General features: G+C 66.1%; 8 protein-coding genes. 6 read left to right on the top strand and 2 right to left on the bottom strand.

Annotated elements, in window-relative coordinates:
* Positions 1-119: 119 nt before the first annotated feature.
* A complete protein-coding gene (locus tag IFT67_RS01270) occupies positions 120-2,594 on the bottom strand; it encodes a PhoX family protein (protein WP_192144743.1) in 2,475 nt (824 codons plus the stop codon).
* A 49-nt stretch (positions 2,595-2,643) separates the two neighbouring features.
* A complete protein-coding gene (locus IFT67_RS01265) occupies positions 2,644-5,031 on the bottom strand; it encodes a TonB-dependent receptor (RefSeq protein ID WP_192144742.1) in 2,388 nt (795 codons plus the stop codon).
* Positions 5,032-5,202: 171 nt separating this feature from the next.
* Between IFT67_RS01265 and IFT67_RS01260 the strand changes: the two genes are divergently transcribed.
* The 6 genes from IFT67_RS01260 to IFT67_RS01235 all read left to right on the top strand — a co-directional run bounded on the left by IFT67_RS01260 (position 5,203) and on the right by IFT67_RS01235 (position 13,096).
* Positions 5,203-6,882, top strand: coding sequence for an alkaline phosphatase D family protein (locus IFT67_RS01260; protein ID WP_192144741.1), 1,680 nt, complete (start codon positions 5,203-5,205; stop codon positions 6,880-6,882).
* Between the two features lie 249 nt (positions 6,883-7,131).
* On the top strand, positions 7,132-8,025 hold the full coding sequence (locus tag IFT67_RS01255; RefSeq protein ID WP_197982882.1) for a fatty acid desaturase: 894 nt from the start codon (positions 7,132-7,134) through the stop codon (positions 8,023-8,025).
* Positions 8,022-8,819 (top strand): phosphate/phosphite/phosphonate ABC transporter substrate-binding protein, encoded by a 798-nt coding sequence (locus tag IFT67_RS01250; protein WP_192144739.1) that lies wholly within the window; start codon positions 8,022-8,024, stop codon positions 8,817-8,819. Before IFT67_RS01255 ends, IFT67_RS01250 begins: the two co-directional genes overlap by 4 nt.
* 1 nt (position 8,820) lies before the next feature.
* Positions 8,821-9,783: a serine O-acetyltransferase EpsC gene (gene epsC / locus IFT67_RS01245; protein WP_192144738.1), complete on the top strand. Its 963-nt coding sequence runs from the start codon at positions 8,821-8,823 to the stop codon at positions 9,781-9,783.
* Positions 9,780-10,550: a gamma-glutamyl-gamma-aminobutyrate hydrolase family protein gene (locus tag IFT67_RS01240; RefSeq protein ID WP_192144737.1), complete on the top strand. Its 771-nt coding sequence runs from the start codon at positions 9,780-9,782 to the stop codon at positions 10,548-10,550. The genes epsC and IFT67_RS01240 overlap by 4 nt, the downstream gene beginning before the upstream one ends.
* Positions 10,551-10,618: 68 nt before the next feature.
* Complete coding sequence (locus IFT67_RS01235) at positions 10,619-13,096, top strand: TonB-dependent receptor plug domain-containing protein (RefSeq protein WP_192144736.1); 2,478 nt, start codon at positions 10,619-10,621, stop codon at positions 13,094-13,096.
* The last annotated feature ends 121 nt before the right edge of the window (positions 13,097-13,217 follow it).

Genomic DNA, 13,217 nt, shown 5'->3' with positions numbered 1-13,217 from the left:
GCTGGCACTTACCAGACGGAGGGGGCGGACAGAGTAACTCCCGTTGCGTGTCCTCCCCCTCCGTCACCTTCGGTGCCACCTCCCCCTTGCGGGGGAGGATCGCAAGTCCGCCGCGAGACTTAAAGCCCCACGACACCCCCGTCGGTCTTCGTGATCACGATCGTCGAGGATCGCGGCCGCGAGGGAGCCGTCACCGCGCCCGCCTGGTTAGCCGGCCAGCTGCTGGTGATGTTGGTCGGCCCGCCATTCTCACCCGGATGCTGGATGTTGACGAACAGCGAGCGGCCATCCGGCGTCGAATGGATGCCGGTGATCTCACACTCCTTCGGCCCCACCAGGAAGCGACGCAGTGCCGCGCCCGGTGCCTTGCCGACCCGCGTCGTCACCGAGCCGGTAGCCGCACCGATCGTGTTCGTCACGGTCCGCGTGCCACCGTCGTTGACGATCCCCGGTACCGAGGCGAGCAGCATGCAGTTGGTCACGTCGGTGTACGCGCCGTCGTCGGTCTCGATCCACATCACCGGCGCGATCGTCCCCGAGGCATTGCTCGGCAGGCCGAACCACAGGCCGTCCGGCGACGAGAAGTCGTTGGTCGCATTGAGGCCCGACAGGTTGATGTTGGTCGCGTCGAGATCGCTACCCGCACCGAAGGCATAGATGTCCCAGGCGAATGTCAGCGCCTCGGACGTATCGCCGGTCTCGCGCAGGCGGATGATGTGCCCGTTGGCGTTACCCGTGGTCTGCCCGCCCGTGGTTTTCGGATCGACATAGGCGCGAGGGTTCGGCGCGTCGGCAGTTGCGACCGTCCGCGACGAGTTGTTGGTCAGCGTGCAATACATCTCGCCGGTCGCCGGGTTCACTGCCGTCCACTCCGGACGATCCATCCGCGTCGCACCCAGCGCATCGGCCGCAAGACGCGTGTTGATCAACACATCGACCTGGCTCGAGAACGGATACGCAGCATTGGCCGAGGTGAGGGGCCCCTGATTGTACACCAACGGCAGCCATTGACCGGTGCCATCCGCTGCGAGCTTCGCCACGTAGAGCGTTCCGGCGTCGAGATATTTGTCACCGATCGCAAGCCGGTTCGCGGCGGTCGCATCGGCGGCCGACCACGGGGTCGCGGACACGAACTTGTAGATGTATTCGTTCTGCGCATCGTCCCCCATGTAAAATGCGGGCTTCTTGCCGGGGATCGTACGGCCGATCTCGCAGCCTTCATGGTTCATGCGGCCAAGTGCGGTCCGCTTGCGCGGCGTCGAGGCTGCGTCGAACGGATCGATCTCGACAACCCAGCCGTACTGGAAGATCTCGTTGCGGAAATCGCCCGTGCCGTCGGCAGGCGCGCTGGCCTGCGCGGTGATGTTCCAGCGCGCATAGATCGTACTAGTCGTGTCGGCTGCCGTGACCGTCGACCACCCATAGTTACCGCCGGTGTTGCTCTCGCTCTTGCCGTAACGGGTGAGTGAAGTGTTCGCCTTCACGCCAGCCGGGCCGCTCGCTGCACGTCGCGCGCCATCGCCGACCTCACGACGGAAATAGCCGACCCAGTTCTCTTCATTCGTCAAGTATGTGTGCCAAGGCATTGTACCATTCGCACAATTGTTGATCGTGCCGCGGCCCGTGGTGGCATCCGGCGAGTAGCGCGTCTTAAGGCTGTCGGCGCCGCGCACCGGGCCCGAGAAGCTCACCGGCGTCAGCGGTGTGACACGACGGTTGAAGGACGAGGCGGTCGCGTAGCTCCAGGCGGCGGCGCGGCTGACCTCGATCACCGACACGCCGTGGCACTCCATCTCCTTCAGCGCCTCGGCTTCGGGACGGACGCCGCCGGTATTGGTCGGGCCGTTCGGATGCAGATAGGCTTGCGTGATGTTCTCATGGTTGAGCACGAGCAGGCCGCGGGTGTTGCCGTTCGCGTCCGGCGTGCCGGTGGCGGACATGCCGAAATAGCTCATGCCGTCATGATGATCGCCCGCGCGCTTCGAGAAGGTCGCGTCGGTACCGTCATTGGCATACGCGCCGACACCGCTGCCGATCGGATCGCCGAGCCGGTACAAGACCGTCACCGCATAACCTGCAGGAACCGCAACGACGTCCGCGAGGCTCTTCGCAACCGCCGTGAAGCCCAACGAGGCCGCGCCGACGGTCACGCTGGTGGTCGCGCTGACCGAACCGCTGGCCGATACCGCCGTAAACTGGAAGCTGAGCACGGTTCCGGCAGCAGCGCCGGGTACGACGAAAGTCGCGGTGGCGGTCGAGGCACCGGCGAGCGTCACGGCGGGACCAGCGGTTTGCGTCCAGGTCACGCTGTCGACCTGGCCGATCGCCGCACCGGTCAGCGTAGCGACACGACCGGCGGTCGAACTGCCACCCGCGGTCGCCGTCACCGTGACGGGGCTTGAGCCGTTGCCGTCATTGTCATCGTCGCAGCCGGTCAGCAACATGCCGCCGAAAACTGCCGCGGCCGTTGCGGACATGCCGCCCATCAAGGTCTGGCGACGCGAATAGCGCGACTCGATCAGGTCGTTGATATGCGGATTGGCGGTCGGGTTGGTATCGATATCGCCGTCGGTATAGATGGTCTCGAACGTCATGCTTGGTCCCCCCGGGGATGGTTGCGCGGTGTGTAACGATGCGTAAGAGTTAGAATTTCGCGCCCAGCTCGACGCCGTAGAAGCGTGGCTCGCCGGCGATGTAGGTCGGGATGCCGAAGCCGCCGCCAGTGTTGCCCGCGTCGATCAGATAGCGCTTGTTGGTGACGTTCCGGGCGAACCCCCCGACGCTGTACCGACCTTGCGCGAACGCGACGCCCGCGCGCAGGTTGACCAGTGTGTAGCCTCCCTGACTGATCGCATCGTTGTTCGGCAGCTCGAAGAACACCTTCGAACGGTAGGTGACGCTGGGTGTCGCGTAGAGGCTGGCGCTGCCGACGGGTACGCGGAGCATCGCGCCCGCCGAGGCCGATGTCGACGGCTGCAGGCGGAACTTGTTGCCCGCGAACGAGCCGATCGGCTTGTCCGCGATGCCACCGTCGATATACGCAAATGCACCGAATACAGAGAGATAGTCGGCGAGCTTGAGATTCCCTTCGAGCTCCACGCCGATATTCTTCGCGGAACCGGCGCTCTGTGTCAGCGCGGAGCCGTTCGGTTGCGTCACGGAGACCTGGAACCCGTCATAGACTTGATAGAAGACGGAGGCGGCGCCGGTGAACGGACCGACACGCCCCTTTATGCCGCCCTCGTAGTTCCAGACGTTCTCCTCGGGCACGTTCTGGAGGTTCGGGCCAACGCCGAACGGTGTGGACTGTGCCGTCAGTTGGACGACCGGCGAGCGGCGGCCTTTGCTGATCGTGCCGTAAAGATTGACGTCGTCGTTGAGCTTCAGCAGCGCGTTAAAGCGCGGCAGGATCGCGGTGAAGCTCTTCTCCGCGACGAACTTGTTGCCGTTGGTGTTGGCCGTTCCGAGCAGGCTCGACCGGATGCCGAGCGCCGCCAGGATCACCGAGTTCGGCTGAACCGACGAATAGCCCGACTGGCGATCCTCGATCAGGATGCGCGCGCCCGCGGTCAGTTCGAGCGCGGGCACCGGGATATAGGTCGCGTCGGCGAACACCGAGTAGGTGTTGTTCCTACCATAGTTCGTGAACTCCGCCGCGTAAGGTATTGCCGTTGCGCGGCCACCTGTGAGCGCTGCGGTTGCGCGTGTCGCGGGAACCGTGCCGTTCGGTGCAACGCATCCGGTGCCGGTCGGGATGCCGGCGCCGTTCAGTGCCGCGCGGATTGGGGCGTAAGCCGCAGCGACCGAGCAGGCGAGGTACGTGCCTTCCTCGGTCGCGAACGGGACGCGCTGGAAGCCGTTCTCGAAGAACGCGTTCCAGCCTACCGAGGCGCGGTATTTGGGCCCTTCGAAGGCGAAGCGGCTCTCATGGCTCCACTGGTCGCCCTTCGCGTCTTCGGCGAACTCGAGATACGCAGCGGGGCCACCATCGGCGTCGAACACTTCGAGCGCGTCGAACCGGCGATAGCCGTTGACGGTAGTGAAGGTGATCCCCGGTGACAGGTCTGCTGTGATCGTCAGGTTGGCGTCATAGACGTTGCGATCGAGTCCGAGCTTGCGGGCACCGAGAACCGCGGCGCTGTACGGGGAGCCCGAGAGTTCCGCATAGCCATAGTCGCCGGTCTGGCCGCCGGTCGGCGCATGCGCGCGGCTCTTGAATGCGGTGCCGGGGTTGCGCTGTCCGTCATAGGTGAGGACGAGGTCGGCGGTGATGCTGTCGCTCGGGCGATAGCGGAGCGAGCCGCGGATGCCGCGCTGGTCCTGGCCGTTCAGGTCGTCCTGATCGACGCCGCCCTGGTTCTGGTTGGGGACGTTCGCGTCGCCGGCGATGTTCCGGACATAGCCGTCGCGGTATTTATAGGCGAACGCGATGCGCCCGGCGAGCACGTCGTTGCCGGCGTTGAGGAAGCCCGACACCTGCGTACGGTTGAAATTGCCATAGGTCCCGTTGATCGCCCCCGACACGCCCGGTTCGGGCTTGGCCGAAACGAGGCTGATCGCGCCGACTGCGGCAGCGGTGCCGAACAAGGTGGCCTGTGGACCCTTCACGACTTCGATCCGCTCGAGATCGTACAGATCCTGATACGCGCCACGTGACCGGCTGATGTCGATGCCGTTGTAATAGAGCGTGACGCGGGCGCCCTGCTGCGACGAGCCGTTGTCCGAGGTGATGCCACGGATCACGAAGCCGGGGTTGTTGGCGCTCTGTTCCTGGATTTGCAGGCCTGGAATGTAGGCGGCAACTTCGGAAAGCGAATTGACGCCGATCGAGGCCATCTTGGCGCCGGTCACCGCGGTGACGGTGACGGGAACGTCGGCGATCCGCTGCTCGCGCTTTTGCGCGGTGACCAGGATTTCGTCGTTATCGGTGCCCGCCTGGAGTTCGGTCTGGGTATCTGCCTGCGCGAGTGCCGCGGTCGAGCAGGTCGTGGCGAGCGTCGCAAGCGCGAGCCGCGTGAAGATACGTGTCATTAAGTCCCCCGTTTTCGTTGCCGTCGCATTACGGGGACGAGGTGACGTTTCGATGGCGTCTTCATGAAAGCAAAATGACTATTCCGTAACGACGCTGTCACATCGTTGCCGCCGGGGTGTCTTCGATCGTGGCTAGCAGGCGGGCAACACCCGTTACGAAAGCCTGAGCCGATGACGATCAACCGCCGCGATGCCCTGAAGAACGTCCTCAAACTTGCCGGGTCCGGCGCAACGCTCGCGCTCCCCGCAGTAGCGTCACACGCGGCAGGTACGGCGAAAGCTCGCTTCGATCACGGGGTGGCGAGCGGCGATCCTTCGGTCGACGGCGCCATCCTGTGGACGCGGGCGACACCGGTCGATGCGGTGCAGGCCGGCGACATCGCGCTGACCTGGCACGTCGCGGAGACCGAAGGCGGCAAGCCGATCCGCTCGGGCACCGTCAAGGCCCGCGCGGCGCGTGACTTCACCGCCAAGGTGGAGGCTACCGGGCTCCAGCCTGGCCGCGAATATCGCTACTGGTTCGATGCCGCGGACGGCACGCGCTCGCCGGTCGGCCGGCTCCGGACGCTCCCAAAGGGCAAGGTCGCCGATGTCGTCATGGCCGTCGTCTCGTGCCAGCTCTACGCGGGCGGGCTGTTCAATGCGTATGACGCGATCGCCAAGCTCGACCGGCTCGACGCCGTCCTGCACCTCGGCGACTATATCTACGAATACGGCGCCGACGGGTACGGCGGTGACATCGCCAAGAAGATCGGCCGGCTGGTCGAGCCGCGCCACGAGATCGTCAGCCTCGCCGACTACCGCATGCGCCACGCGCAGGTGAAGCGCGACGTCGACATGCAGGCGGCGCACGCCCGCGCCGCGTTCATCTGCGTGTGGGACGATCACGAGGTCGCCAACGACGACTGGATGCACGGTGCCGAAAACCACGATCCCAAGACCGAGGGCGACTGGGACGCGCGCAAGGCGGCCGCGATGCAGGCGTATTTCGAATGGATGCCGATCCGCGATCCTAAGCCCGGCCAGCCCTGGGCGGCGATCAACCGGAGCTTCGATTTCGGCGATCTCGCCACGCTGGTGATGGTCGAGACGCGGCTGCTCGCGCGCAGCCATCAGGTCGTGTCGAAGGGCGAGGCGATCACACCCGCAGAATACGCGCCGATGCTGGCCGAGCGCGCGCGGCCCGATCGCGAACTGCTCGGGCCGGCGCAGCTTGCCTGGCTCGAGAAGACGATGGCGGCATCGGTGACGGCGGGAAAGCCGTGGCAGGTGCTGGGCAACCAGATCGTGATGGCGAAGGTCGCGGGGCCCGACATGGAGCGTCAACTCGGACCGGTGAAATTCGGCGAGACGATGGCGAAGCTGCCGGCGATGTGGCGTGAGCGACTGGCGGCAGGCATCGCTTCGTACCGTGCCGGCATGCCGTTCGGCCTCGACAGCTGGGACGGCTATCCGCCCGCCCGCGAGCGCCTGTACGCGGCGTTCCGGCGTGCGAAGTCGCGGCCGATCGTGCTGTCGGGCGACAGTCATGCCGCGTGGGCGAATGATCTGCACGACGACGCGGGCAAGCTGGTCGCGGTCGAATTCGGCTGCACCGCGATCACCAGCCCGTCCTACGGATCGCTATTGCCGGGTATCGGGACGTTGATCGCCGACGCCAACAAGGGCGAAGTGCGGTTCTGCGATCAGGACGCCAAGGGCTTCACGCTGCTGACGCTGACGCCCGAGCATGCGACCGCCGACTTCCGGACCGTGTCGACCGTGTTCGCCAAGCCGTTCACGGAAGGAACGGCGAAGCGGTTTCGTGCGCTCGCGGCGCGGCCCGAACTGCCGCTGGAAGAGATCGCCTGACGATCTTCTCCCGCCAAGTGGAAGTGTCGCCGAAGGTGACGAAGGGGGAAATCGCGGAACTCAAGTCATCGCTTCCCACCCCCTCCGTCAGGCAAGCGCCTGTCTCCTCCCCCTGGCGGGGGAGGATCGGAATGATCGTCGGTGCCTCGGACTAGCGCCTGACAATCAAAGTTTTTCCGCCGCAAAGTTCAATCGACTGTCAATTCCCATTCGCTCGGGGGATATTCATCTCATCGGACGGAGATGGGAATGCAGCGAGAGGCTTCGAGTTCGACGGTAGGATGGCCGACCGTCCTTCTGGCAGGTATCGTGTACGGCGGATGGGTGGTCGCGACGGCGTGGCATGCGGTCATTCCGACGCCGTTGCTGGTGCTGATCGGCGGGTGGCTGCTTGCCTGGCAGGGATCGCTCCAGCACGAGGTCATTCACGGGCATCCGACGCGGATCCGGTGGATCAACGACGCGATCGGGTTTGCACCGCTGTCGCTGTGGCTGCCGTACCGCCTGTACCGCCGCAGCCACGTCGCGCATCACCGCGCGGAGGTCATCACCGATCCTCGGCATGACCCGGAGTCCCGCTACCGCGTGCAGGCGCGTGGTTTCGCCGCAGTCCTCGGCCGGCTTCAATCCACACTGCTCGGTCAGATGGTCTTCGGACCTGCGATCTCGGTCGGCCGCTTCTTCCTCCAAGAGTCCCGCCGACTGGCGCGCGAACCGGCGCGCGTCGTGCGCGACTGGGCGCCACACCTCGTCGCGGTCGTGCTGGTGCTCCGGTGGCTCGATCATGTCGGTCTTGGCGTCGGCCGTTACGTGCTCTGCTTCGTCTATCCGGGCATGGCGCTGACCATGGTGCGCTCCTACGCCGAGCACCGCGCCGATCTTGCGAGCCCCGGTCGCGCCGCCAGCGTCGAGCATGGCGGGCTGCTCGGGCTGTTGTATCTCAACAACAATTTGCATGCCGCGCATCACGAGCGGCCGTCGCTCGCCTGGTACGACCTGCCAGCGTACCACCGCCGTAACAGAGCGCGGTTCGCGGAGGCGGGGGCACCGATTTACGACGGGTATGGCGAGATCGTCCGGCGGTTCGCATTCAGCGCGCATGACGACATGGTCCATCCCCTCCACCGCGAGCCCATGTCTTGACGGGCCGGATCGCCTCGCTCGGGATGTACGATCACCCCGCGCAGCACGCTGCGAACGACCGGCTGTGGTCGGAGATCGCTGCCGTCCTGCGCGAGCGCGGCGTCGCGGAGGTGCCCGATCGGCTCGATCGAACGCGCGACGTCCATGCGATCTGGCGTGATCCGGCGCTGCTGTTCGGTCAGGCCTGTGGCTATCCGTTGATCGCCGATCCGACGCTGGATCTGCGCGTGTTGGCGATCCCGATCTATGCCGGGCAAGAAAGTGGCAGCGTGATCGTGGCGAGAGCGGACGATCCCCGCGGTTCGGTCGCGGCGTTTCACAGTAGCCGCGCGGCCATCAACGATCGCCGGTCGAACACCGGCATGAACCTGTTCCGCGCAACGATCGCGCCGTTTGCGGGGCAGGGGGCGTTCTTTGCCGAGGTGCTCGAAACCGGCGCGCATCGGGCTAGCATCGTCGCGGTTGGGACTGGCAAGGCGGATCTCGCGGCGATCGACCGCGTGACTTATGCGGCCATCGCACGGTTCGAGCCGGCGTTGGTCGCGCACCTAAAGATCGTCGCGCCCAGCCCTGCATCGCCGAGCCTGCCCTTCGTGACCGCGGCTGGGACCGACGCCGCAACGGTGGCGGCATTGCAAAGCGCGCTCGATCATGTCGCTGCCGATCCCGATCTGGCTGCGGTACGCGAGACGCTGTTCCTCGCCGGGATCATACCCACCGAGCCGGACGCGCTGACGCCGATATCGACGCTCGAAGCCGAGGCCGTCCGGGCCGGCTATCCCACGCTCCGCTGACATGAAGGACAACGCCGTGTCATCAGCATCCGACCCGATCGACCTCGCCACGACGATCGACGAACTGCGCAGCGCGCGTCGCGCCTGGCGGCAGGAACAGGACGGCCGGCATAGCGTCGCGCGGTTTCCGTCGCTGGACGAGACCGGTCGCGCGCTCGACGATCTCGTTGCGGCGCTGTTCCCCGGTCGTCTCGGCATGTTCGCGGGGCCGGTCGAGCGTGAGGATGCGTTCGTCGAGACGCGGCTCCGGCAGGCGCTGGAACGGCTGCAACGGCAGGTCGAACGCGAATTCGCCTATTGGCAGGAAGAGGCGGTGCTGTCGTTCGACGTCAGCCATGCGAGCATGATCATCGGCCTGTTCTGCGCCGAACTGGGGCCGATCCGCGAACTGGTGGACGACGACGTCCGCGCGGCATTCCTCGGCGATCCGGCGGCCCGAAGCGCAGACGAGATCCTGATCTGCTACCCCGGCATCGTCGCGATCCTGTACCACCGGATCGCGCACGCGCTCTACGGCCTGGGCGCGCCGATCGTCGCACGGATCATCTCCGAACTCGCCAACAACCGCACCGGCATCGACATCCACCCGGGCGCGACGATCGGCCGCAGCTTCTTCATCGATCACGGCACGGGAGTCGTGATCGGCGAGACCGCGATCATCGGCGACCGGGTGCAGATCTACCAGCACGTCACGCTCGGCGCGCGCAGTCCGCTCGGCGTGACCGACGTGTCGGCGCGCGAACGGCTGGCGCGGCATCCGATCGTCGAGGACGACGTGGTGATCTATGCCGGCGCGACGATCCTTGGTCGCGTGACGATCGGGCAGGGCGCGACGATCGGCGGCAATGTCTGGCTGCTCGAGGACGTTCCCGCCGGCAGCGTCGTCGCACAGCCGACCGCGGTGATCCTGGCGGGCGATGCCGCGGATCAGCTGCACGAGACGCTCAGGGGGCGGGGGGCATGAGGCGGTTCGCCTGCTGCCGCGACGAGGACGGCCCGGTCAAGCCGGTAATCGGCGTGCTGTGCTGCAACGAGATCGCCGATCGACCCATCCAGGCAGTCGCGACGCGCTTCGTCGAGCCGCTGGTCCGCTATGCCGGCGCCACCGTGCTGCTGGTGCCGGCGGTGGCGGACGCGATGGACACGCGCGCGTTGGCGGGGCGGCTCGACGGGCTGTTGCTGACCGGGTCGCGCTCGAACGTCGCGGGCGCGCGGTACGGCAAGACGGATGCTGCGGACGATGCGCTCGACCTCGACCGCGACACGGTCGCGCTCGAACTTGCGGGTCGGATGATCGAGGCGGGGCGACCGGTGTTCGGCATCTGTCGCGGCCTGCAGGAGCTGAACGTGCTGTTCGGGGGCACGCTGACCGAAACGCTGGAGGAGGGGCACCATCGCTGGACCGACGACGAGACGGCGTATGAATCGCTGTTCGATCATGTCCACGATGTCGCGTTGCAATCGGGTGGCCTGCTGGCGACGGCGACTGCGCAGCGAAGCATCTCGGTCACGTCGGTCCACCGGCAGGGAATCGCTCGTCTCGGCGCCGGCCTTCAGGTCGAGGCGCATGCCGTCAGCGATGGTCTGGTCGAGGCGTTCTCGGCCCGGCCATGCGGCGGCGACGTGCTCGCGGTGCAGTGGCATCCCGAATGGGACGTTGCGGCCAGCGCATCCAGCCGGGCATTCTTTTCACTTATCGGCCAGTCGCTCGGAACCTATCGGGACCATTGAACGCGTCGGATCGTTTCACGCCTACCGCAAAGATCGTCACAGAACGATCCACCTACAGGGACACTAGAATGACTGCTTATCGTACCGCGTTGGCGCTTGCCGCCTCGACTCTCGCCTTTGCGAGCGCGCATGCCGCATACGCCCAGGACGTGCCCGCCGATGCCCCGGCTCAGGCTGCGGCGCTGCCCGACACGCAGGACGACATCATCGTCACCGGCACGCGGACGGCGGGCCGGTCGCGGCTCGACAGCGCGGCGCCGGTCGACGTGCTGAGCTTGGCGGCACTCCAGCGGCAGGGGACGACCGAGCTTGGCGCGGCACTGTCGGCGATCGCGCCGTCGATCGACTTCCCGCGGCCGTCCGCGGTCGACGGGACCGATGCGATCCGCCCGGCGACGCTGCGTGGCCTTTCGCCCGACCAGACTCTGGTCCTGATCAACGGCGTGCGCGGCCATACCGCGGCTTTGCTCAACCTCGGTGGCTCGGTCGGGCGCGGCTCGGCGGCGGTCGATCTGAACACGATCCCGACCGTCGCACTCGACCGGATCGAGGTGCTGCGTGACGGCGCGTCGGCGCAATATGGCTCGGACGCGATCGCCGGCGTCGTCAATCTCCGTCTGCGGGAAGCACGCTCGGGCGGCGCGGCATCGGTCACCTACGGCTTCTACAACACCGATATCGACACCGCGCGCGGCAGCCGCAGCAGGACGGGCGAGCCAACCGTGTCGGTGTCCGGCTGGCAAGGCCTCGGTTTCGGCGAGGACGGGTTCCTGACCCTCTCGGGCGAATATCTGAACCGCCAGGCGACCAATCGCGCCGATTTCGACACCCGCGCCCTGGTCCGGGTTCCCGGCACACCCGCCCGGGTGACCGGTCGCTTCGGCGATCCCAAGGTCGAGCAATACAGCATCTTCGCCAATGCCGGCACGACGCTGAGCGGCACGTGGAAGCTGTACGGCTGGCTCGGCTATCAGGACCGCGACACGCGCAGCGCGGCCTTCCCGCGGCTGCCGCTGGCATCGGACCCGGTAGCCGTCGCGCGACTGGAACTTGCAGGGCTTTCCGCCGGCTTCCTGCCGCTGATCAATACCAAGTCGCGCGACCTCAACTCGGCGCTCGGGATCAAGGGCGAACTCGCCGACTGGAACGTCGACCTGAACGTCAGCTATGGCCGCAACAAGATCGGTTTCCGCACGCTGGACTCGGCGAACTACGCCTATGGCCGAGCGACCCAGAGGGATTTCTCGGACGGCGCGCTGATCTATGACCAGTACATCGTCGGGCTCGACGTCGATCGCAAGTTCGACGTGTTGCAGGGCGTCAACGTCGCGTTTGGGCTCGAGGGACGCCGCGAAGGGTTCAAGATCCAGTCGGGCGAACTCGCATCCTATGGCTATCCCACCACCGGCACCGTGACCGGCGCATTGCCGACCGCACCCCCGGGCGCGCAGGGCTTTGGCGGTTTCTCGCCCGAGAACGCGATCGAGCGGAGCCGCCGCAACGGCAGCGTCTATCTCGATATCGAAGCACAGGTGACGGATAAGTTCCTGGTCGGCCTGGCCGGCCGCGCCGAGGATTATTCGGATTTCGGCTCGACCGCGACCGGCAAGGTTTCCGCACGCTATGACTTTGCGCGTTGGTTCGCCTTGCGCGGTACGGCCTCGACCGGTTTCCGTGCGCCGGCGCTTCAGCAGCAATACTTCACCTCGGTCGCCACCGTGATCCAGAACGGAAACCCGATCCAGACCGGCACGTACCCATCGATCAGCCCCATCGCCAGCAGGCTCGGCGGCCTGCCGCTCGAGCCCGAGAAGTCGACCAATCTTTCGGTCGGCACGGTCTTCCGCTTCGGCGGGTTCGACCTGACCGTGGACGCCTACCGCATCCACATCCGCAACCAGATCGGGCTGTCGGAGAACATCACGACGTCGGCGACCCAGTCCGATGCAGTCAACACGCAGATCCGCAACCTGCTCGCGGGATCGGGCGTGACCGCCGCACGGTTCTTCATCAACGGGCTCGCCTCGACCACCAAGGGGATCGACGCCGTCGCGCATTACCGCGTGCCGACCGATGCCGTCGGAACGTTCGACCTCACGATCGCAGGCAACATCAACGATGCCGACGTGACGCGCGTGCCGACCTCGACCTCGGCGCTCAATCCTGCACCGACACTGTTCGCACGCAGCCGGATCGAGTCGCTCGAAAACGGCACGCCGGGCGAGAAGGTGACGGGTTCGATCGACTGGTCGCTGGCCGATTTCGGCGCGACGGCGCGCGTCACCTATTACGGAGACGTCAACCAGCCGGGTACGACCGAAGCGGGCGACGTGCATAGCGGCAAGCACGTCATCACCGATCTCGAACTCCGCTATCAGGCGAAGAGGGGCGCACAGTTCGGGCTGGGCGTCAGCAACCTGTTCGACGTCTATCCCGATGCGACGATCGCCGCGAACAATTCGACCGGCGTGATCGGCTTCCCCTATTACTCGCCGTTCGGGTTCAACGGCCGCTACATCTACGCGCGCGCCGGCTTGAGCTGGTGATTAAATCATAGCGTCACGATAGGGTATTGCGTTCGACCGCACCGCTCGGTAGCTTTCGGTTCCAGAATCGATGTTGCGCAATGCGGTCGTAATTCTGAATTAGTCATTACGGAGACCATTC

The organism is Sphingomonas sp. CFBP 13728 (assembly GCF_014841895.1).
Lineage (GTDB): Bacteria > Pseudomonadota > Alphaproteobacteria > Sphingomonadales > Sphingomonadaceae > Sphingomonas.
Note: the sequence above shows the minus strand (reverse complement) of the source record. Positions and strands in the feature narration are given on the sequence as shown.

What these genes read in the sequence shown, in the direction of transcription:
- IFT67_RS01270 (WP_192144743.1), bottom strand. Translation starts at nt 2,594, where the DNA reads ATGACGTTCGAGACCATCTATACCGACGGCGATATCGATACCAACCCG.
- IFT67_RS01265 (WP_192144742.1), bottom strand. Translation starts at nt 5,031, where the DNA reads ATGACACGTATCTTCACGCGGCTCGCGCTTGCGACGCTCGCCACGACC.
- IFT67_RS01260 (WP_192144741.1), top strand. Translation starts at nt 5,203, where the DNA reads ATGACGATCAACCGCCGCGATGCCCTGAAGAACGTCCTCAAACTTGCC.
- IFT67_RS01255 (WP_197982882.1), top strand. Translation starts at nt 7,132, where the DNA reads ATGCAGCGAGAGGCTTCGAGTTCGACGGTAGGATGGCCGACCGTCCTT.
- epsC (WP_192144738.1), top strand. Translation starts at nt 8,821, where the DNA reads ATGAAGGACAACGCCGTGTCATCAGCATCCGACCCGATCGACCTCGCC.
- IFT67_RS01240 (WP_192144737.1), top strand. Translation starts at nt 9,780, where the DNA reads ATGAGGCGGTTCGCCTGCTGCCGCGACGAGGACGGCCCGGTCAAGCCG.
- IFT67_RS01235 (WP_192144736.1), top strand. Translation starts at nt 10,619, where the DNA reads ATGACTGCTTATCGTACCGCGTTGGCGCTTGCCGCCTCGACTCTCGCC.